This window comes from Paenibacillus athensensis, from assembly GCF_004514475.2.
Taxonomy (GTDB): domain Bacteria; phylum Bacillota; class Bacilli; order Paenibacillales; family NBRC-103111; genus Paenibacillus_AL; species Paenibacillus_AL athensensis.
On record NZ_MYFO02000001.1, the window covers coordinates 399,528 to 418,073 of the forward strand.

Sequence of the window (18,546 nt, forward strand, 5' to 3'; positions counted from 1 at the left end):
GCAGATGCGATAAAACCGGATTTCGTTTCACGGAGCAGTTGCCGGAAACGACAAAAAACCGCGCGAGCTTCACTCCGCGGTTTGCCGTCCGTTCATCGTCCAAGCCCTTTACGCAAAATAGCGGGTAGCGATGACGACATAAGCAATGTAGCAAGCGACGGACAACAGGACAAAGACGGCTCCGAACGCCGGCTTGCGTTTGAAAAACAACAAACAGCCGGTGCTGAAAATCGAACCGATCACAAGCAGTGAAAGAAAAGTAAACACTCCCATATGTGCAAGCTCCTCTACGAACGCTCGACGTAGTCGCGCACCATTTGCTCGGTGACGAACGGCCGCAGCGGAGAGATCCCGGCTTTGGCGTGGGCGTGAATGCGTGCGGTAGCTTCATTAATCGCATCAACCGTAAAAGGCAGGCCGCGACGGCACAAATCGACGCAAGCCTCAATCGCCTGCTCGCGCTGCTCGTCCAGCTCCTGAAACCGGGCCAAATGCAGGTGCTGCGAAGTGGAGTGACGGGTAATTGCTTCATGGACGTTCATGATACATTCTCCTTTTATACACAATTCCTGTCTAGTATACACGATCAGGCCGCAGATGGCATCGTTTGCTAGCAAAGTTGGCAATAAGCCGATGAAATCGGCCGGATTCGACAATTTTCACCATTAATTATTAATGATGTTAATGATCTAAAAGCGAAACGCGGAAAGGAGGCACGCTGATGGCTTTACCTATTGAAGCGGCGCTGCCGGAGCTGCTTGCCGCATTGCGGCAAAGCTCGTGCGCCGTGCTTGTTGCTCCGCCTGGAGCGGGCAAAACGACCCGTGTGCCGCTCGCGCTGCTCGGCGAGCCGTGGCTGGCCGGCAAACGCATTGTGATGCTGGAGCCGCGGCGGCTTGCGGCCCGGGCAGCGGCCGGTTATATGGCGGCTTTGCTGGGCGAGCGTGTTGGCCAGACGGTCGGCTATCGCGTCAAGCATGACACCCGGATCGGACCGGACACGCGCATCGAGGTCGTAACGGAAGGCGTTCTGACGCGCATGCTGCAAGCCGATCCGTCGCTTGAGGACATCGGCGTCGTGCTGTTCGATGAATTTCATGAACGGAGCATTCATGCCGATCTGGGGCTGGCGCTTTGCCGTCAGTCGCAGCTGCTGCTGCGCGAGGAGCTGCGGCTGGTCGTCATGTCGGCGACGCTGGAAGCCGAGCCCGTTGCGGCGCTGTTGGACGGCGCGCCGATTATTCGCAGCGAGGGGCGCTCCTTCCCGGTCGAAACCGTGTACGCGGAACAGACCTCCGGCAGTGAGCGTATGGAGCTGGCCGTCGTGCGGACGATTCGCCGGGCGTTAGCTGCGCATAGCGGCAATGTGCTGGTCTTTTTGCCGGGCGCGGCGGAAATCCGCAAGGTCGAACGGCTGCTCGGCGAGCTGCGCCGAATGGGCGGAGCGGGCGCTGCCGGCACTCAAGGAGCCGGCAGCGGAATGGGAAGAGGAGCAGACCCGGGAACGAGCGCAAGCGCGAGCGGCGGAATAAATGGGGAAACAGGGATGCGGTCGGGGGCAGGGGCGAAGCCGGACGCGGGCGGTGATGCAGGAACAGCAGGCGCAGGAACGAATGCGTCAGCGACGGGTAAGGCGACCGAAACGGAAGCGGCCAAGGGATTGGCAGCAGGCGCGACGCCAAATGTCCGCGCCGAAGAGACGTTCGAGATTGCGCCGCTTTACGGCAGTATGCCGCAAGAGGCGCAGGATCGGGCGCTGGCGCCAGGCCGGCCGGGCGTGCGCAAAATCGTGCTGGCGACTTCCATCGCCGAGACCAGCCTCACAGTGGAAGGCGTCAGCATCGTTGTCGACAGCGGCCTGATGCGCGTGCCGCGCTTTTCGCCGCGCACGGGCATGACGCGGCTTGATACGGTGCCGGTGGCGCAGGCGTCAGCCGACCAGCGGCGCGGCCGGGCGGGACGACTTGGCCCGGGCGTGTGCTACCGGCTGTGGACCGAGGCCGAGCACCGCCGACTCGCGCCGAACCGCACGCCGGAAATCCGCGAAGCGGATCTCGCGCCATTGGCGCTGGAGCTGGCGGCATGGGGCGCCGATCCGGGCGAGCTGCTCTGGCTCGACCCGCCGCCGGAGGCCGCCTATGCCCAGGCGCGCACGCTGCTGACGCAGCTCGGCGCGCTGGGAGCAGACGGCGCCTTGACCGCGCACGGCCGCGAGCTGGCCGGCCTCGGCGCGCACCCGCGGCTTGCGCACATGCTCGTGCAAGCCCGCGCGCTCGGCCTCGGCGCCACGGCGTGCGAGCTGGCGGCGCTGCTCAGCGAGCGCGATCTGCTGCGCGGCGAAGCGCGGCGCGACGCCGATTTGCGCACGCGGCTGGCCGCGCTACGCGACGCGGCGAGGCCGGGGGCGCAGCCGGACGGCGGCGTGGACTTGGCGCTGGCCAAGCGGGTGCTGGCCGAAGCCAAGTCGTGGCAGCAGGCGCTGGGCATCCGCGCCGCAGCCGGCAACGCCGGCGGGAGCCGCGCCGACGATTGCGGCGCGCTGCTGCTGTACGCGTATCCGGACCGGATCGCGATGCTGCGCGCCGACGGCCGCTTCCTGCTCAGCAGCGGCCGCGGCGCGGCGCTGGCGGACAAGCAGTTGCTGTCCGGCGAGCGGTTTCTCGTCTGCGCCGAGCTCGACGATCACGGCGCGGACAGCCGCATCGAGCTGGCTGCGCCGATTGCCGAGCACGAGCTGCTGCGCCACGCCGCGGCGCAGCTCGCCGAAGAGCGCGACGTCCGCTGGGACGCAGCCGGCGAAAGCGTCAAAGCGCGCCGCCGCGTCAAGCTCGGCGCGCTGACGCTGCTCGATACGCCGCTGGCCGCCCCCGACGCGGAGGAGGTCGCCGCGGCGCTGCTGGGCGGCGTGCGCGCCAGCGGCCTCGCGCTGCTGCCGTGGTCGCGTGCCGCGCGCCAGCTGCAAGAGCGCGTCGTCTTCCTGCACAGGCTCGACACCTCGTGGCCGGACCTGAGCGACGAAGCGCTGCTTGCGGGGCTGGAGCAGTGGCTGCTGCCGCACCTGAGCGGCTGCCGCAGCCGCAGCGACCTGCAGCGGCTTCCGCTGCACGGCCTGCTGGAAGAGCTGCTGCCGTGGGAGCAACGCCGCAAGCTTGGCGAGTGGGCCCCGACCCACATCCAGGTGCCCAGCGGCTCGCGCATTCCGGTCGACTACAGCGATCCGGAGGCTCCGGCCTTGTCCGTGCGGCTGCAGGAAATGTTCGGCCTGCTGGACACGCCGCGCATCGGCGGGGGCCGCATGCCGCTGACGATTCATCTGCTGTCGCCGGCGCAGCGGCCCGTGCAGGTGACGCGCGATTTGGCGAGCTTTTGGCGTCATGCTTATTTTGAGGTCAAGAAGGACCTCAAGGGCCGCTACCCCAAGCACTATTGGCCGGATGATCCGCTGATCGCCCAACCGACCAGCAGAGCGAAGCCGCGCGTATGAGAGCGGTTCCGGTGATGATCGCTGCCGGTATCGCCACGTCGCCGCAGTTCCTCGACCGCCTCGCCGAACGGCTCGGCGCGGAGCTGCTGCCCGACGGCGTCGCCCTTGCGCCTGAGGTCGCGTATCCTTACGGCGACTGGGCACGCGGCAAAGCGGCCCAAGTGCGCGAGCTGGCCCGCGACTGGTGGCTGCCGCCCGTACGGACCGCCGCAGCCGCCTTTGCCGCCGCGACCCGAGGCGCCGATTGGCTCGCCGTCCGCACGGCCGAGCGCTGCCCGGCGGGATCGCCGCGGCCGCTGCTGATCGGCCACAGCGGCGGCGGCGTGGCCTGCGTCCGCGCGGCCGAGCTGCTGCGCCGCCAGGGCATCACGCCGCGCGGCGTCGTGCAGATCGGCTCGCCGAGATGCGCCGTGCCCCGCTGGCTGACAGCTCGCACGCTGTTCATCCGCGCGGTCGGTATCCATAGCGGGCGCATCGATCCGATCACCCGACTCGGCGGGTGGGGCGGCTGGATACGCGGGCGTTCCGGCGTTCCGCGCTGGAGCGCTGCGGCCCGCGCGCCTGGATGTGTGACCGTCGTGCCGATCGTCGGCGGCCATGCCGATTATTTTCGCGATCACGCGCCTTACATACAAGGAACCAAAAGCAATCTCGACATAACGCTCGATGCGGTCAAGCTGTGGCTGGCCGAGAAAGACAACGATGAGAAAGAAATCGATCAATAAGACGACGATCAATCAAACAATGAATAACAGGGAGGAAACAGCATGATTGAGATCCAGCGCGCAAGCATGAGCTTTACTAAAGGAGACGGCTACGTCGGGCAGGTCGAATTTCGCGTCGAAGGGCATGAGATGCCCTATGAAATGACCTTGCACAGCACCAACCGCAAGGAGTGGAGCTACGGGCTGCACTTTTTACAGCAATCCGGTCGGGAGGAGGATATTCTGGCTGTCGAAGACATGCTGGAGGAAGACGACGAGCTGTTCGACCGGCTGGTCGAAGCAGCGGAAAACACACTGGTCAAGTAGCCGGTAGGCGCGCAAAAGCGGACGGAGGCCAAGAAGGCTCATGCTACCGGGGGTGACGGCAGACCTCAGATTAGCAGCAAGCTGCGGATCGCAGCCGTACCGCAAAGCGCAGCAACCGCACAAATGCAGACGTAAACCAGGCAGACTCACGCTGCCGGAGGTGACCGCAGAAAGCAGGTGGCAGACGGCAGATTCAGCAGCAAGCTGCGGGTCGCAGCCGTCAAGGCATCTACGCCGCCATTCGAATTGGGGGAGAATTCACACCGGATTCCCCTTGAAGCACCGCCTGAACGCGCGTCTATACACGAAACGCGGACAATGCTATAATACGCTCAGCGTAAGCGCATGAACGCATGAACACATACAAGGCCGACGGAGAACCCTGCGCCGACGGCCATCCATTTTTGACCGCACAGGAGGCATTTATGACTTATTCCACAGCAGCTTTTGAAGGCGATTATCAAGGCGAGACGGCGATCTGGCTGCGCGCCGGAAGCTATGAAGCGGCCGTACTGCCCAACGTCGGCGCAAACCTGATCGCGCTGCGCGACATCACAAAAGGCTATCGGTTCCTGCATGAACCGACTGCCGAGGAGTTCGAAGGCTTCAAGGCGGCGCCGGTCATTCACGGCATCCCGATCCTATTCCCGCCCAACCGCTATGAAGACGGCAAGCTGCCCTGGAACGGCAAGGTGTACGAGCTGCCGGTCAACGAGGAAGCGACGGGCAATCACATTCATGGCTTTGTCCACTACATCCCTTGGGCCGTCGAGGCGTATTCAGCCGATGCCGAAGCGAGCCGCGTCACGCTGGCGCTGCGCGTCCGCAAGGGCCATTCGGTCTACGAGCATTTGCCGCATGACTTTACGATCCGGCTGATTTATACGCTCAGCTCGCTTGGCCTGCATCAGCAGGTGACGGTACATAATGAAGGAAAAGATGAGATGCCGTGTCTGCTCGCTTTCCACACGGCTATCAATGCGCCGTTTGCCGACAATGCGACCGCTGCAGATTACCGCTTCCGGCTGACGATTGGCCAGCGTTGGGAGCTGAGCGAACGCATGCTGCCAACCGGCAACCATCAAGCGCTTACCGACGAGGAGGCGAAGATGAAGGGCGAAGGTCTGTCGCCGTTCTGGGCGCCGATGGACAACCACTACACCGCGCAAGCGCAGAACGGCTCAAACCGCATGGAGCTGACCGATGCCAAAAACAACATCAAGCTCATTTACGACACCGGAACCGCATTCAAAATGTGGATGATCTGGAACAATAACGCGACAGAGGGCTTCTTCTGTCCGGAGCCGCAGCTCAATCTCGTCAATGCGCCAAGCGTGGCGCTGCCCGCCGAGCAAACCGGACTTGTCTCGCTGAAGCCGGGCGAGGTGTGGGAGGCGTCCAGCCGTTTGTATGCCGTGGAGCTGGCGTAATGAGCGACAACCGTTACGATCAGCTACGAGCCGAGCTGCTGCGCCTGGAAGCTGCCGGGCAAGCGGCGTTTACCGCCGACGTCGGCGAAATCAGCCGGCTGCTCGCCGATTACGACCACCTGCATAGCGAGCTGCAGCGGCTGCGCGGGCTGGTGCGCGCACAGTCGCGCCCGGCCTCCGGCATGTCCAGCAAGCTCAAAGAGGCGCTGCGCGAATAGCCGGCGCCTTGGCTTTTTTTTTACGCAGATGCTCCACGCTGCCCGGCAAAATCGACATGACCCCGCGGCTGCGCTATAATGGATACGCTAAAGGAGGGATTTTCAAGTGAGCACAAACGAAACACTGCCACCAAAAACGTGCAGTATCGACCGGCTCGTCACTAAAGAAGCCGAAGTCGCCAAAGTTCTGGCTGGCCGAAAAACGGCTTGCCGCCGCAACGGCCGTTATGCCGATATCGATGAAATCATGGAGCTTGAAGGCAAGAAATTCAAGGTTTCCAACGTTTATCAGCAATCGCTGGGTGAGCTGAGCGATGCCGATGCCGCAGCGGAAGGCTTCGACAACGTAGAGGCGTACAAAGAAAGCATTTTGTCCATTCATCCGGGCATGCCCTGGCTGCCGCAAATGAAGGTCTGGGTTCACGAATTCAGTCTGGCCGAATAACCGGCGTCGGCAGTATGGAGCGACTTCTCCATACTGCCTTTTTTCTCGCAGCTCGCAAGAAGGGAGGAGAAAACGAGTGTCGTGGTATGCTTTGCTGTTGTATCTTCATATTTTTAGCGTTATCGCCAGCATCGGCCCTTATTTTGTGCTGTTTCCGCTGCTCGCCAAGCTGCGCAAGGCCGAAGAAACCGCGCTTGCCGATCATCTCGACGCCTTTCGCTTTACGGTCCGGCTGACCAAGCATGCGGGCCATGTGCTTGTCGCTACAGGCATCGCCTTAACCTGGCTGACGGGCTGGACGTGGAAAACGCCGTGGATCGTCATGACCGTGCTGATTATGGTGCTGTCGCTGTATTTCATCGCTCGCGCCTTTTCACCGCTCGTTCGCCGGCTGGCCGCCCCGCATGACCATCGCAACGAGCTGGTCGACAAGCTGCAGCGCGCCGTCATTGCTTATTTGCTGATCACGTTGTCGATGATGTGGTTCATGGTCGCCAAGCCAACCTTGTGGGGCGAATAGCAGCAGAAAGCCGCAGAACGTTTGACAGACGAGCCCGCGCTGATCTATAATGAGAATCATTATCAACCATTTAATAATCATTCTCATTATATAAACAAGTAAAGGTGGAGCTGTGATGACTTTAATGCCGTCTTCTGCATCGCCAATCGATTGGAGCAAGCTGGCTTTGCGCCTGCAGCTGCATACGGAATGGCAGGGCGCGTCTGAGCTGGAGCTGCAAGCGGGCGAGCTGACCGACCCCGAAGCTATGCGCCGCTGGCTGGAAACCTACGCATCCATAATCCGCGCACAGGAAACGCAAGTCGCTGCGACGTATTTCAGCGGATTTTTGCGTGCAGCCGCACTTTCGTTTCAATACGCCATGTCGATATGGAACGAGGCGCTGCCGCTGACGTTGGACCGGCTGACCGTGCGACTTGTCGAGCAGGGGGGCCGTCGGTATCCGATCCTGCAGCTTGACAAGCCGCAAAGCGAACCGGGGCCGACCCGCATCGACGAACGCCGGCACTGGCGGCAAATTCGTCTTGAGGCGCTATACGGCCAGACGCTGCGGCCATTGATTGACGCGATGTCGCAAGCAGCGGGCATTTCCGCCGGACAGCTATGGAGCCAGCTTGTGATCGGCGGCTATTATTACTTGCAGGACGCGCTGCAAACCGCAGACGGCGATAGCGTGCTGCAGGCGCGCATCCGAAGCGACTACCGCTTTTTGACCGAAGAGCTCGCTTCCGAAACGTTTGGCCGTAAGACCAATCCGTTTGCCGTCAAGCTGCGGTTTGTCGAGGACGTGAAAAACCCCGCCGAACAAATTCCGTTGAAGGCGGCTTGCTGCCTGTATTACAAAACAGATGGCGGAACGTACTGTTACACCTGCCCCAAGCTGAACGACGAGCAGCGGGCGCAGCGGCTCGCGGAGCTTCGCGCCTGACCGGCGCTTGATCCTTGCGTTCACGCTATAAGCCGGCTTGCGGCCATCTTGCCGGTAGGGTGCAAGCCGTCAGCGCTTTCCGGTTTGCCGGTTTGCCGGTGATCGTCAGTCGGTTGTCGGCCACGGCCCGGTGGTCTTCCTGCGAAATGGGCTGCTACCTAAGCAGCGCCGGACAGCGGTCCTTTGCAGACTGCTGTCTTTTTGCTTTTGCCGCTGTTGCCGACTGGGCCGGACCGCTTTTTTTCACAAAACGCTCGCCGTGTCAGGCCGAATCTACTATGATAGAAGATAACCTGCAGTCGGGCCGGACCGCACACGCGGTTCCACGCCGGCCCCGATGACGGAAAGGAGCCGCCATGATTCAATTTGATCTTATTTCGGATATCCATCTCGATTTTTGGATTAAAAACGAAGGCGACGTCCTCAAATTGAAGCGGAACATCGAAAAATTTGTCGAAGCGATTTTACCGGAAACGCCCTGCGATACGTTGCTGATCGGCGGCGACCTCGGTCACCATAATCGACAAAACTACATTTTGCTCAAGCTGCTGAAGGAGCATTACGCGCACATCCTGCTGGTGCCCGGCAATCACGACTACTATTTGGAAACGCGCTCGATTTCGCATCGATACGGCCACGACTCGATCGAACGCCTGAACGAAATGAAACGACTGGCCTCCCAGCTGCCGCAAGTCTCCTATCTGGAGGGGACAACCGAAACGATTGGTGGCGTCACTTACGGCGGCTGCGGCATGTGGTATGATCTGCAATACGGGCTGCAGGTCCTTAATTCCAGCTATGACGCCATCTTTGAGCATTGGCGCTCCGTGTCCAACGACGCGGTGCTGATCAAGGGCAGGCCGAGATTGACGCTGGACATGTTTAAACGGGAAAAAGCGCATCTGGAGCAGGTGCTGGATCGCTGTGACGTCGTGCTGACGCACTTTTCGCCCGATTGGAGTCATGTGCCGTCAGCGCGCAAGCTGGAGCTGACCACAAGCTTTTATTATTTTGACGGCGCTGCGCTGCTCAAGCGGGCGGCGGGCAAAATCTGGTGCTTCGGCCATGTGCATGCCCGCGCCGATTATGTGCGCCAAGGCTGCCGGCTGATCAACGCCGCACTCGGATATCCAGCCGAGAATCGGCGCGTGCCGCAGCAAATCGTCCGCGTGCTGCAGCCCCGGTCCGAAACGCGCTAGCCGCAAGTCAGCCGCCCGGACGGCTTGCGGGCTCCTGTGCAAATCGCGTAAGATTAAAGCTACAGCATATTGAGCGAGCGTCAGCTCAAGGAGGGATTGGCATTGTATTCGGAACCTTCGTTTTGGGGCGGAATGCCCACAGCCATGATGGCAGGCATCATCTTGTTTGTGATTATTTTCATTACGGTAGTCGTTGTTTCCATCGGAGGCGGCTTGCGGACGTGGAGCGCCAACAACGCGGCACCGCAAATGACCGCAGCCGCCGTGATCGTCGCCAAGCGTACCGAGGTGTGGGGCGGGTCGGGAGACAGCAGCGCCAGCACAAGCTACTATGCGACCTTTGAGTTTGCTGACCTGCGCCGGGTCGAGCTCGGCGTTCCGGCCAAAACCTTCGGCTTGCTGGCCGAAGGCGACCGGGGACAGCTTACCTTTCAAGGCACACGGTTCAAGCATTTTGAACGGGAGCTTGCATAAGCGGCAGACCGCGCCGGCGGGATTGCCGGGCGGCTCTTTTTTCCCCGAAACTCAAACAATGCTAAAATCCGGCTAAAACATTCCTAACACGCCCGTCGTAAGCTTAAAGTAACAATTTTGAAATGGGTGAAGCCGATGAACGGATACTTGAATTTGATCAGCTTGTACGAAGCGATGGGGCGGCGGAAAATGGTGGGGGTTTGGCTGGACGGCAGCCTGCTGGAGCAGGGACTGATCGAAAAGATGGATCATGAGAGCGTTCGCATCAACGGCGGCTATTACTTGATCCGAAATTTCAGTTTTACCTGGAAGACGGAATCCAAGGAAAAAGTATCGTGACCAAGTGGCACTGCAACCGATTGCAGTGTCTTTTTTTTGTTTTTTTATTGACAACGATAATGATTCTCATTATTATTAAGAATGTGATTTTAACAAGCTTTGCAGGAGGAGATACGCTTCGATGAGGACGATCAAATACTGCTGCAGGAATGAAAAATTCGGCTCCAAGTCGATTTATAAAACGCTGAAGTCGGAACACCCCGAGCTGAAGCAAAAGAAAAAGGACTGTCTGAGCAATTGCAAGCTCTGTAAAAAGCAATGCATCGTGATGGTCGGCAAAAAAGAGGTGCTCTGTGCGGAATCGGCAGACGCGCTGTATATGCAGCTCAAAGAACTGATTGCTGCCGCCTCGGAGGAGCGCGTACCGGTGATGTAACCGCGGACGTGCTTCTTCTTTTAATTGCCCTCTTGTATTCTCCCGGCTTTTTTTGGTAAACTTAACGACAAAAAGAGAGGTGTGTGCTGCAATGCTGAACGAAGCGCTGGTAGAAGCTTTAAATGAACAAATGAACTACGAATTTTATTCGGCACACGTCTATCTGGCGATTGCCGGCTATTGCTCGGGAGAAAGCCTGGACGGGTTTGCCAACTTCTTTATGGTTCAAGCCGAAGAAGAGAAATTTCATGCGATGAAAATTTACAAATATTTAAATGACCGCGGCCGCCGCGTTACGCTCAAAGGGATGGACGATCCGCTGAATGAATACGAATCCGTGCTCGATGCGTTCGAGCATGCCTATAAGCACGAACAGGAAGTGACCCGCCGCATCTACCATCTGTCCGACTTGGCCCTGAACGACCGGGAGCATGCGACGATGCAGTTCCTGAAATGGTTCATCGACGAGCAGGTGGAGGAAGAAGCGATGTTTGACAGCATCATTCACAAGCTCAAGCGGATCGATCACGACAGCAACGCCTTCTTTATGCTCGACGCGGAGTTTGCGCAGCGTGTGTTCACGCCGCCGGCCGCTGAATAAGCTGGACATGCAAGCGAGCTTGCCTGATTCGCCCGGACAACCGGGAACGAACGGGCAGGCTTTTTTTATGCCCTACCTACTGCCAATTTGCGCGATTACATGGTATAATATGGGAAAACCGTCAAGGAGCTGAATGAATGGGAGCTGTAGAGCCCAGTTATGGCCGTGCGGCCACGATCGACGGTGTGATCGATCAAATGGACGAGTTCATCGCCCGCTGCGTCAAAAAAGCCGACAGGCTTGGGTATTTCGCTTCGCTCTATCGCATGGTAACCATCGAGGTCAAGGCGGGAATCGCCAGGGGGCTGTTCGAAGACGGAGCGCGGATGGAGCGGATGGATGTCATCTTTGCCAATCGCTACCTCGATGCGCTGAACGGGTATTTGCATCACGAGCCGGTCAGCCGGAGCTGGCATGCGGCTTTTCAGGCCGCCCGGTACCGCAAGCCGCTGGTGCTGCAGCATCTGCTGCTAGGGATGAACGCGCACATCAATCTCGATCTCGGCATCGCCGCCGCCCAGACGGGCGAGGGCTTGCATTTTCCCGAGCTATATAGCGATTTTACCCTGATGAACCAGGTGCTGGCTTCACTCGTCTATGAGGTAAGTCATGATCTGGACGTCATTTCTCCGGCTATCGGCATGCTCGACCGCTTGCACCCGCCAACTTCGCAAGCCATCATCCATTTCAGCATGGAAAAAGCCCGCGAATGTGCCTGGAGCTTTGCCAAATCGCTGAATGCGATGCCGGTGTCGCAGCGCAATCAGCATATTCGCGAGCGCGACCGCGAAGTGGCGCGGCTTGGCCGGAGGGTTGCGCATCCGCGCACGCTGCTGGGCAAGCTGCTCGCGCTCTGGGTGCGGCTGCGCGAATCCGGCGATATCGCCGGCAACATCCGGCTGCTCAACGAACGTTGTCAACAGCCGGAGTACGGCGACGGCGCTTCGACAATGGCGCTCTAGTTTCATGCGACAATTCCGCATGACTTAGGAGAGCTGATTCGCATGTTCACAAGAACACTAGCCCGGCGATTTCCGATCTTGTACCGCGTACGCGTGCAGCAGCTTCAGTGGAAACGCCGCTGGGCGGACGCGACGGGCGGGCTGCGCTTTGCCAGTCACAGGCAGGAGCCGCTGCCTTACGTGTACAAGAAGCATAAATCGCTGCTGCGCCGGCATCTGGCGGGCAGCGATCCGCAGCTTCAAGAGAACAAGATCGTCAATCTCGGCTTATGTATGCCGCTTATTGACGGCGTCGTAATTCGGCCGGGGGAAACCTTCTCGCTTTGGAAGCTTATCGGACGGCCGACCGCAGCCAAAGGCTACTTGAAGGGGCTGGCCCTCGCCAACGGAGAAGCCGTAACCGCCGTTGGCGGGGGCTTGTGCCAGCTGGCCAACCTATTGTTCTGGCTGGCTTTGCATACGCCGCTGACGGTCGTCGAACGTCACCATCACAGCTTCGATCTGTTTCCGGACCACGGGCGTACGGTCCCGTTCGGCAGCGGAACGAGCATTTTTTATAATTATGTCGACTTGCGGTTTTATAACGGCACGGCGGCGACGTTTCAGCTGCACACACAGCTGACCGATGAATTTCTTGTCGGCAGCCTGACCAGCGATTGTCCGCTGCAGGCTCTGTACCGGATCGAGGAGCGGGGACATCATTTTGAACAGGTAGGCTCCCGTTGGTACAGGGAAAATGAAATTTGGCGGCTGACGCTGGATGCCGCAAGCGGCGAGGTGCTCGGCGAAGAGCTGCTGATGCACAATCGGGCAGAGGTTCGTTACGCAGTCAGCCAATCCGGCATGGACAACAAACCAGCAATGACAACAGAGGAGATCCGAATTTGATGAAAACTTTTATCGATTTAAGCGTCCCGATCACACCGCGAGTGCGCGAGCCGATCCCGGCTCACGTACATTATGCCTCCCACAAGGACGGCGCTTTGCAGGCGGCGGCTGCGCTCCAGCTGGAGCCGCACAACTTTCCCGAGTCCCAGGCTTGGGCGACCGAAACCGTCACGCTGAACACGCATACCGGCACCCACGTTGATGCACCGTGGCACTACTGGCCGACCTCGGAGGGCAAGCCCGCGCGGACGATCGACGAGCTGCCGCTCGAATGGTTTTTCGGCAACGGCGTGCTGTTTGATTTTACCGGGAAACCGCCGGGCTACGAAGCGACGGTAGACGATTTTCAGCAACAGCTCGAAGAGATGGGCTATGCGCTCAAGCCGCTGGATATCGTGCTTGTGCGCAGCGACGCCGATAAATATATGTACGAGGAGCGTTACCCGATGATGCATGTCGGCGTGTCCGCGCAAGCGACCTGCTGGCTGATCGATCAAGGCATCAAGGTGATGGGCACAGACGGCTGGGGTTGGGACATTCCGCTGCCGCTGCAAGCGGCCGATTATCGGCGCGAGCCGCGCGAAGGCGTGTTGTGGGCCGCTCATTATGTCGGTATCGACAAGGAATATTGCCAGATCGAGAAATTGGCCAATCTCGACCGGATTCCGCAGCGCTTCGGCTTTCAAGTCGTTTGCTTCCCGGTCAAGGTTGAAAAGGGCAGCGCCGGGTGGGCCCGGCCCGTAGCGATCATCGAGGCGTGAACAGGCTTATCGGCTTTCCAACTTGAAAGGGGCTTGATGATGAACGACTTCGCTTTTTTTGATTTTGAGGCCGACTATGGCCAAACGTACGATGCACTGATCCGCCGGGTCTTCCCGTCTTACGAGCATATGCACGAAGCGGCTTGCGCGCTGCTCGGCGCAGCGCTGCCGTCCGAAGCGAATGTGCTGGTGGCCGGAGCGGGCGGCGGCATGGAGCTGTGTACGTTGGGCAGCCGGCAGACGGGCTGGCGGTTTACCGGCATCGACCCCAGCGGTCAGATGCTGGAATTCGCCCGGCGCAAGCTGGAGCGCGCCGGTCTGCAGCAGCGCGTGAAGCTGCTGCAGGGGTATGTTCACGAGCTGGAGGAGCAGGCCGTCTTCGACGGCGCTGCCTGTCTGCTCGTGCTGCATTTCTTGCCGGATGACGGCGGCAAGCTGGGGTTGCTCCAGCAGCTAGCCGCCCGCTTGAAAAGCGGGGGGGCGTTGCTGCTGGTGAGCGCCGCAGGCGCGCGGGACAGCGACGCGTACCGCGTGATGCGGCGCGCGCTGGCGATGCGGCTCATGTATGACGGCATGAGCGGGCTGGAGGCGGAGGCGCTGCTGCACAAAGCCGAAGGCGAGATGGCGCTTGTGCCCTCGTCGCGGATTGAGGAGCTGCTGCGCGAAGTTGGCTTTAGCGTGTATTCGCCGTTTTTCCGCGAACTGCTGTTTGAAGGCTGGATTGCTTTTCGCGACTGATTACGAACGGGAAAAAAGAGGAAGTGGCGCCAATGCGGCGAATGTATGTAGAGAGAGTAGGAAAACGTTATCCGAAACCATACTTCCACGCTTCTTTAGCTAAAGGAGAGACTATCCCGCATGAAGCTTTTATTTATCGGCGGAACCGGCCTGATCAGTGAAGCTGTGTCCCGTTATGCCGTTGAGCAGGGCCACGAGCTTGTATTGTTCAATCGGGGAGGACGCAGCGAATTTGTGCCGCAAGGGGCCAAGGTGCTGGTCGGCGACATTCGCGACCGGGAAGCCGCTGCCGCCGCGCTTCAGGGCAGCGAATTCGACGTCGTCGTCGACTGGATCGCTTTTACGCCTGAGCATGTGCAGCTGGATATCGAGCTGTTCAGCGGGCGGACGAAGCAATTCGTATTTATCAGTTCCGCTTCCGCCTACCAGAAGCCACTACAGCACTACATCATTACCGAGCAGACGCCGCTGGTCAATCCGTATTGGCAATATTCCCGCGACAAAATCGCCTGTGAGCTGCTGCTGATGGACGCTTATGCAGCAAGCGGCTTCCCGGTGACCATTGTCCGACCGTCCTTCACCTATGGCGACACGATGATTCCCGCGGCGCTGAACAGCTGGCATCATCCGTGGTCGATCATCGACCGGATGCGCCGCGGTAGTCCGATCATTGTGCATGGCGACGGCGCTTCGCTGTGGACGATGACGCACAATAGCGATTTTGCCAAGGGGTTCGTCGGGTTGCTGGGCCATCCGCAAACGATCGGTGAAGCCTACCATATTACATCCGATGAAGTGCTGACGTGGAATCAGATCTACCAAGCGATTGCCGATGCAGCAGGCGCCGAGCCGCCGTTTGTGCATATTTCCTCGGAAGCAATTTGCTCGTTTGATGAAGAGGCTGTCGGCAACCTGCTGGGGGACAAGGCAGTAAGCGGCGTTTTTGACAACAGCAAAATCAAAAGCGTGGTGCCAGATTTCAGAGCTACGGTGCCGTTTGCAGAAGGCATTCGACGGACGGTTGCCTGGTTCGAGCGTCATCCCGAGCGCTGCACGGTCGATGCAGGCTGGAACGAGAACTTGGACCGTATCATCGCCGCCTATGAGTCGGGACTTGGACCGTATCGGATCCGTTAAGCAAAGAAAAAAGGATGTCCCGGCAGCGGGTTCATCCTTTCTTTACATTAGGAAACGATTCGTCAAGCTGCTTTGTTCGTTTGCCCCCGCCGCTGAAGCCGGCGTATGCCCGCTGCGATGCTTCCGCCCAGCAGCACCAGCATCACGAAAGCAAAGCCGCACCATTTCAGCGTGGTGCATACGCTGGCGTAGCGCACAAGCAGCGCGCTTGGCTCGGGATAGGCTGCAAGCATCCCGACAATGCCGGCATTCTCGGCCAGATCAAAAACAATCGGCGCAAATGCCGTCCAGCGCAGCCATCGATAGCTGCGGCTGCTTCCATACGCAAGTGCCATCCATGAAGCGAACCACAACGTATAGCTAAGCGGAAACAGCAGGTCAAGCGATAGCTCAACTGTGCGGTAGGCTTGACGTCCGTCTGCTCCCAGTGCGGTAAAGATCTCATTTACCTTCTGCGGACCATAGCCAAACAGCAAGTCGAGCGGACCTGCGCCGCCGTATTGATTGAGCGTTGCAGTCGCTTGGGGCAGCAAATACAGTTCAAATAACAAAAATAAAGCGCTGCCAATTGCAAACAGCCAGCCGGTAAGACGGCGATTGCGAACATTCGACATCGATACACCCCTTCCTGATTCGTCAATTTATTATAAATCTGGATTCGAAAGGTTGGGGAGGGTGAAAAAATTTCACGCCCTCCCGGACACCAGGTCTGGCGCATCTTTTTTTGCAAATATGCCCTGCCTTCATATACAATAAATCGAGGGACCCGGACAAGCCGTGGAACCGCATTATTTCGCCAACGAAAGGTAGAAAAACCGATGGAATCCCGATTTTCACGCGAATCTCGTTGTTATAAAACCTCCAGGGTGTTTCCGCCCGATGTGAACAACCATCATACGCTGTTCGGCGGGAAGCTGATGGCTTATATCGACGATATCGCTTCGATCGCCGCTACCAAGCATTGCCGCCGTTCGGTCGTCACCGCCTCCACAGACTCTGTAGACTTCTTGCTGCCCATTCGACCAACGGATTCAGTGTGTCTGGAATCGTTTGTTACCTGGACGGGCAACTCGTCGATGGAAGTATTCGTCAAGGTGATAAAAGAGGATCTGTTAAGCGGTACGCGGGCGATTGCCGCAACGTCGTTTTTGACGTTTGTCGCGCTTGACGATAACAAAAGGCCGGTTGCCGTGCCCAATGTTCTGCCGGAAACCGAAGAAGAGAAAAAGCTGCACGAAACCGCTCCGCATCGCGCCGAAATGCGCCGGCTCCGCCGCACAGAAAGCAAGAAATTCGCAGGATTTTTAACCGTGCAGCATCCTTGGGATTAGATACTCTTTTTACGTCAGGAGGTTATCCATGGTGACGGAACGAATAACCGGACAAACTGCTGCGGCAGGCTTTCAAATCGGTGTCAGAAAAACGCTGGCCGCTACCCGCGAGCAGTTGTGGAATTGGCTGCTTTCGCGGCAGGGCCTCGGACATTGGCTTGGCGAGCTGGATGAGCTGCCGCTGGAAAGCGGTTTACGCTATGAAACAGAGGAAGGCGTCACAGGAGAGGTACGCGTCGTCAAATTGCAGGAGCAGCTCCGCTTGACTTGGCAGCCGCCAGGCTGGCTTGCGCCCTCTACGGTACAAATTCGTTTGCTGGCCGCCGCCGAAGACAAAACCACACTTAGCTTTCATCAAGAGAAGCTCCGCGATGCCGCAGCGCGCGAACGGATGAAGCAGCGCTGGGAAGCAGCGATTGCAGCCGCCCAAGCCGCCGTAACCGAAATGAACGGGTAATCGGGGTATCGCAAGCCCTGCGAATCCATTAACCTATGAAACCTTTCAACACGGGAGTGAACCCTATGACCAAGAAAAAAGCACATACACCGTCAACAGCCAAAACAAGCGCCGCAGCCGAGCCGGCCGGAGCCAGCTTAAAGGAGCTGCTGCGCCCCGAGGTTGCGGCCAAACTGAACGCCCAAGCGGCGGCTTGGAAGGCGGAGGAGGCAAACCGCCGCGAAGAAAGCCGTAAATCGGCCGAAGCTGCGCGCAAAGCTGAAGAAAAACGCCTGGAAAACGACTTCGAACACCTGCTTAATACAAGCAAGCTCGATTGGCGCACCCACAAATAACCTGGGGAGTGCTGTTTGTCTACTATTCTGAATACCGGAGTGATTGTTGATGTTGGCAAATCGTTTATCCATCAGCAGCTGGAGTCTGCACCGCTGCCTTGGCCCGTTACGCTGGACCTATTGGAACACCGAGACCAAGCGGCAGGATACGCATATTCAAGACCAGCCGCAGGAGCTGGAGCTGCTTGCATTGCCGCAGGAAGCGGCGCGGCGCGGGTTGCGTTATTTAGAGTTGTGTCATTTTCATTTTCCCTCGACCACGGACGAATACTTGAGAGAATTAAAGCAAGCATTTCTTGCTGCGGATATCGTGTTCCATACGCTGCTGGTCGATTACGGCGATATCTCTTCTCCAGATGAGGAACGCCGAGCCTCCGACATCCGTTACTTGACAGAGTGGGTGGAAATTGCCGCCAAATCAGGCGCACGCGCGATCCGTATCGTGGCCGGAGAGCAGCCTGCCGGAGACGTTGAAGCTACTCAGCGCTGTGGCGAAGCCCTTCGCCAGCTGCAGCAAGCCGCAGCGCAGCTGGGCGTCGAGATTGTGACGGAAAATTTCCGCGAATTGACTTCTACGTTGGAGAGCTGGACCCGCGTGATGGACACGATGGAGCCCGGCTTCCGCACGATTGTTGATTTCGGTAATTTACACTTTGAAGAGAAGCTCTCCGGAATTGCATACGGCGCTCCTTTGGCCCATTCTATTCACGCCAAACCGGCGTACGATGAGAACGGGGAGCTGGACACGGAAGATTTCGCACGCCTGCTGGCTGTGCTGCGCGAGACCAACTGCGACGTGCCGATTTCCGTGATTTTTGACCGAGAAGGCGATATGTGGGCGGGTATTGAAAAAATCAAACAAGAAATTCTAAAAAATTAGTAGAGTTAATTA

At 58.8% G+C, this 18,546-nt stretch carries 25 protein-coding genes; 22 read left to right on the forward strand and 3 right to left on the reverse strand.

Going from position 1 to position 18,546, the window contains the following annotated elements; all coding sequences use genetic code 11:
- Positions 1-108: 108 nt before the first annotated feature.
- The gene (locus B5M42_RS01790) at positions 109-273 is read right to left on the reverse strand and encodes a hypothetical protein (protein ID WP_167689537.1); all 165 of its coding nucleotides are present in this window, start codon (positions 271-273) and stop codon (positions 109-111) included.
- Positions 274-287: 14 nt separating this feature from the next.
- Positions 288-542, reverse strand: coding sequence for a DUF2533 family protein (locus B5M42_RS01795; RefSeq protein ID WP_134748875.1), 255 nt, complete (start codon positions 540-542; stop codon positions 288-290).
- A 176-nt stretch (positions 543-718) separates the two neighbouring features.
- On the opposite strand from B5M42_RS01795, the gene hrpB reads away from it, so the two are divergent.
- From hrpB to B5M42_RS01885, 18 genes are all read left to right on the forward strand, one after another.
- The gene (hrpB, locus tag B5M42_RS01800) at positions 719-3,484 is read left to right on the forward strand and encodes an ATP-dependent helicase HrpB (RefSeq protein WP_230632632.1); all 2,766 of its coding nucleotides are present in this window, start codon (positions 719-721) and stop codon (positions 3,482-3,484) included.
- 11 nt (positions 3,485-3,495) lie between these two features.
- Complete coding sequence (locus B5M42_RS01805) at positions 3,496-4,209, forward strand: hypothetical protein (RefSeq protein ID WP_134748873.1); 714 nt, start codon at positions 3,496-3,498, stop codon at positions 4,207-4,209.
- A 42-nt stretch (positions 4,210-4,251) separates the two neighbouring features.
- Positions 4,252-4,515 carry a hypothetical protein gene (locus B5M42_RS01810; RefSeq protein ID WP_134748871.1) on the forward strand — a complete coding sequence of 88 codons (264 nt, stop codon included), beginning with the start codon at positions 4,252-4,254 and terminating at the stop codon, positions 4,513-4,515.
- 425 nt (positions 4,516-4,940) lie between these two features.
- On the forward strand, positions 4,941-5,945 hold the full coding sequence (locus B5M42_RS01815; protein WP_134748869.1) for an aldose 1-epimerase: 1,005 nt from the start codon (positions 4,941-4,943) through the stop codon (positions 5,943-5,945).
- The gene (locus B5M42_RS01820; RefSeq protein ID WP_134748867.1) at positions 5,945-6,163 is read left to right on the forward strand and encodes a hypothetical protein; all 219 of its coding nucleotides are present in this window, start codon (positions 5,945-5,947) and stop codon (positions 6,161-6,163) included. The genes B5M42_RS01815 and B5M42_RS01820 overlap by 1 nt, the downstream gene beginning before the upstream one ends.
- A 106-nt stretch (positions 6,164-6,269) precedes the next feature.
- Positions 6,270-6,608, forward strand: a complete 339-nt coding sequence (locus B5M42_RS01825; protein WP_134748865.1) for an ASCH domain-containing protein — start codon at positions 6,270-6,272, stop codon at positions 6,606-6,608.
- A 76-nt stretch (positions 6,609-6,684) separates the two neighbouring features.
- Positions 6,685-7,128, forward strand: coding sequence for a DUF2269 family protein (locus B5M42_RS01830; RefSeq protein ID WP_134748863.1), 444 nt, complete (start codon positions 6,685-6,687; stop codon positions 7,126-7,128).
- A gap of 115 nt (positions 7,129-7,243) precedes the next feature.
- On the forward strand, positions 7,244-8,056 hold the full coding sequence (locus B5M42_RS01835; RefSeq protein ID WP_134749093.1) for an IucA/IucC family C-terminal-domain containing protein: 813 nt from the start codon (positions 7,244-7,246) through the stop codon (positions 8,054-8,056).
- A 356-nt stretch (positions 8,057-8,412) separates the two neighbouring features.
- Positions 8,413-9,255 (forward strand): metallophosphoesterase, encoded by an 843-nt coding sequence (locus tag B5M42_RS01840; protein ID WP_134748861.1) that lies wholly within the window; start codon positions 8,413-8,415, stop codon positions 9,253-9,255.
- A 102-nt stretch (positions 9,256-9,357) separates the two neighbouring features.
- Positions 9,358-9,729 (forward strand): DUF2500 domain-containing protein, encoded by a 372-nt coding sequence (locus B5M42_RS01845; RefSeq protein ID WP_230632576.1) that lies wholly within the window; start codon positions 9,358-9,360, stop codon positions 9,727-9,729.
- A gap of 135 nt (positions 9,730-9,864) precedes the next feature.
- Positions 9,865-10,068: a hypothetical protein gene (locus B5M42_RS01850; protein WP_134748859.1), complete on the forward strand. Its 204-nt coding sequence runs from the start codon at positions 9,865-9,867 to the stop codon at positions 10,066-10,068.
- 121 nt (positions 10,069-10,189) lie between these two features.
- The gene (locus tag B5M42_RS01855; protein WP_134748857.1) at positions 10,190-10,444 is read left to right on the forward strand and encodes a DUF1450 domain-containing protein; all 255 of its coding nucleotides are present in this window, start codon (positions 10,190-10,192) and stop codon (positions 10,442-10,444) included.
- A gap of 94 nt (positions 10,445-10,538) precedes the next feature.
- Positions 10,539-11,045 carry a ferritin gene (locus B5M42_RS01860; protein ID WP_134749089.1) on the forward strand — a complete coding sequence of 169 codons (507 nt, stop codon included), beginning with the start codon at positions 10,539-10,541 and terminating at the stop codon, positions 11,043-11,045.
- Between the two features lie 137 nt (positions 11,046-11,182).
- On the forward strand, positions 11,183-12,007 hold the full coding sequence (locus B5M42_RS01865) for a DUF5995 family protein (protein ID WP_134748855.1): 825 nt from the start codon (positions 11,183-11,185) through the stop codon (positions 12,005-12,007).
- 42 nt (positions 12,008-12,049) lie between these two features.
- On the forward strand, positions 12,050-12,895 hold the full coding sequence (locus tag B5M42_RS01870; protein ID WP_134748853.1) for a VanW family protein: 846 nt from the start codon (positions 12,050-12,052) through the stop codon (positions 12,893-12,895).
- Positions 12,895-13,656: a cyclase family protein gene (locus B5M42_RS01875; protein WP_134748851.1), complete on the forward strand. Its 762-nt coding sequence runs from the start codon at positions 12,895-12,897 to the stop codon at positions 13,654-13,656. Before B5M42_RS01870 ends, B5M42_RS01875 begins: the two co-directional genes overlap by 1 nt.
- Positions 13,657-13,692: 36 nt before the next feature.
- Positions 13,693-14,394 carry a class I SAM-dependent methyltransferase gene (locus B5M42_RS01880; protein WP_134748849.1) on the forward strand — a complete coding sequence of 234 codons (702 nt, stop codon included), beginning with the start codon at positions 13,693-13,695 and terminating at the stop codon, positions 14,392-14,394.
- A 120-nt stretch (positions 14,395-14,514) separates the two neighbouring features.
- Positions 14,515-15,531, forward strand: coding sequence for an SDR family oxidoreductase (locus B5M42_RS01885; RefSeq protein ID WP_134748847.1), 1,017 nt, complete (start codon positions 14,515-14,517; stop codon positions 15,529-15,531).
- Positions 15,532-15,593: 62 nt separating this feature from the next.
- Here B5M42_RS01885 and B5M42_RS01890 read toward each other — a convergent pair whose 3' ends face one another.
- Positions 15,594-16,145 carry a hypothetical protein gene (locus B5M42_RS01890; RefSeq protein ID WP_134748845.1) on the reverse strand — a complete coding sequence of 184 codons (552 nt, stop codon included), beginning with the start codon at positions 16,143-16,145 and terminating at the stop codon, positions 15,594-15,596.
- A gap of 204 nt (positions 16,146-16,349) precedes the next feature.
- On the opposite strand from B5M42_RS01890, the gene B5M42_RS01895 reads away from it, so the two are divergent.
- From B5M42_RS01895 to B5M42_RS01910, 4 genes are all read left to right on the forward strand, one after another.
- Complete coding sequence (locus B5M42_RS01895) at positions 16,350-16,862, forward strand: acyl-CoA thioesterase (protein WP_134748843.1); 513 nt, start codon at positions 16,350-16,352, stop codon at positions 16,860-16,862.
- 28 nt (positions 16,863-16,890) lie between these two features.
- Positions 16,891-17,319: an SRPBCC domain-containing protein gene (locus B5M42_RS01900; RefSeq protein ID WP_134748841.1), complete on the forward strand. Its 429-nt coding sequence runs from the start codon at positions 16,891-16,893 to the stop codon at positions 17,317-17,319.
- 65 nt (positions 17,320-17,384) lie between these two features.
- The gene (locus B5M42_RS01905; protein WP_134748839.1) at positions 17,385-17,654 is read left to right on the forward strand and encodes a YqkE family protein; all 270 of its coding nucleotides are present in this window, start codon (positions 17,385-17,387) and stop codon (positions 17,652-17,654) included.
- A gap of 49 nt (positions 17,655-17,703) precedes the next feature.
- Positions 17,704-18,534, forward strand: a complete 831-nt coding sequence (locus B5M42_RS01910; protein WP_134748837.1) for a sugar phosphate isomerase/epimerase family protein — start codon at positions 17,704-17,706, stop codon at positions 18,532-18,534.
- The last annotated feature ends 12 nt before the right edge of the window (positions 18,535-18,546 follow it).

Coding starts and splice junctions, on each gene's coding strand:
- B5M42_RS01810 (WP_134748871.1), top strand. CDS start 4,252: ATGATTGAGATCCAGCGCGCAAGCATGAGCTTTACTAAAGGAGACGGC.
- B5M42_RS01855 (WP_134748857.1), top strand. CDS start 10,190: ATGAGGACGATCAAATACTGCTGCAGGAATGAAAAATTCGGCTCCAAG.
- B5M42_RS01880 (WP_134748849.1), top strand. CDS start 13,693: ATGATGAACGACTTCGCTTTTTTTGATTTTGAGGCCGACTATGGCCAA.
- B5M42_RS01795 (WP_134748875.1), bottom strand. CDS start 542: ATGAACGTCCATGAAGCAATTACCCGTCACTCCACTTCGCAGCACCTG.
- B5M42_RS01850 (WP_134748859.1), top strand. CDS start 9,865: ATGAACGGATACTTGAATTTGATCAGCTTGTACGAAGCGATGGGGCGG.
- B5M42_RS01885 (WP_134748847.1), top strand. CDS start 14,515: ATGAAGCTTTTATTTATCGGCGGAACCGGCCTGATCAGTGAAGCTGTG.
- B5M42_RS01815 (WP_134748869.1), top strand. CDS start 4,941: ATGACTTATTCCACAGCAGCTTTTGAAGGCGATTATCAAGGCGAGACG.
- B5M42_RS01835 (WP_134749093.1), top strand. CDS start 7,244: ATGACTTTAATGCCGTCTTCTGCATCGCCAATCGATTGGAGCAAGCTG.
- B5M42_RS01790 (WP_167689537.1), bottom strand. CDS start 273: ATGGGAGTGTTTACTTTTCTTTCACTGCTTGTGATCGGTTCGATTTTC.
- B5M42_RS01865 (WP_134748855.1), top strand. CDS start 11,183: ATGGGAGCTGTAGAGCCCAGTTATGGCCGTGCGGCCACGATCGACGGT.
- B5M42_RS01870 (WP_134748853.1), top strand. CDS start 12,050: ATGTTCACAAGAACACTAGCCCGGCGATTTCCGATCTTGTACCGCGTA.
- B5M42_RS01890 (WP_134748845.1), bottom strand. CDS start 16,145: ATGTCGAATGTTCGCAATCGCCGTCTTACCGGCTGGCTGTTTGCAATT.
- B5M42_RS01820 (WP_134748867.1), top strand. CDS start 5,945: ATGAGCGACAACCGTTACGATCAGCTACGAGCCGAGCTGCTGCGCCTG.
- B5M42_RS01875 (WP_134748851.1), top strand. CDS start 12,895: ATGAAAACTTTTATCGATTTAAGCGTCCCGATCACACCGCGAGTGCGC.
- B5M42_RS01910 (WP_134748837.1), top strand. CDS start 17,704: ATGTTGGCAAATCGTTTATCCATCAGCAGCTGGAGTCTGCACCGCTGC.
- B5M42_RS01895 (WP_134748843.1), top strand. CDS start 16,350: ATGGAATCCCGATTTTCACGCGAATCTCGTTGTTATAAAACCTCCAGG.
- B5M42_RS01900 (WP_134748841.1), top strand. CDS start 16,891: ATGGTGACGGAACGAATAACCGGACAAACTGCTGCGGCAGGCTTTCAA.
- B5M42_RS01905 (WP_134748839.1), top strand. CDS start 17,385: ATGACCAAGAAAAAAGCACATACACCGTCAACAGCCAAAACAAGCGCC.
- B5M42_RS01840 (WP_134748861.1), top strand. CDS start 8,413: ATGATTCAATTTGATCTTATTTCGGATATCCATCTCGATTTTTGGATT.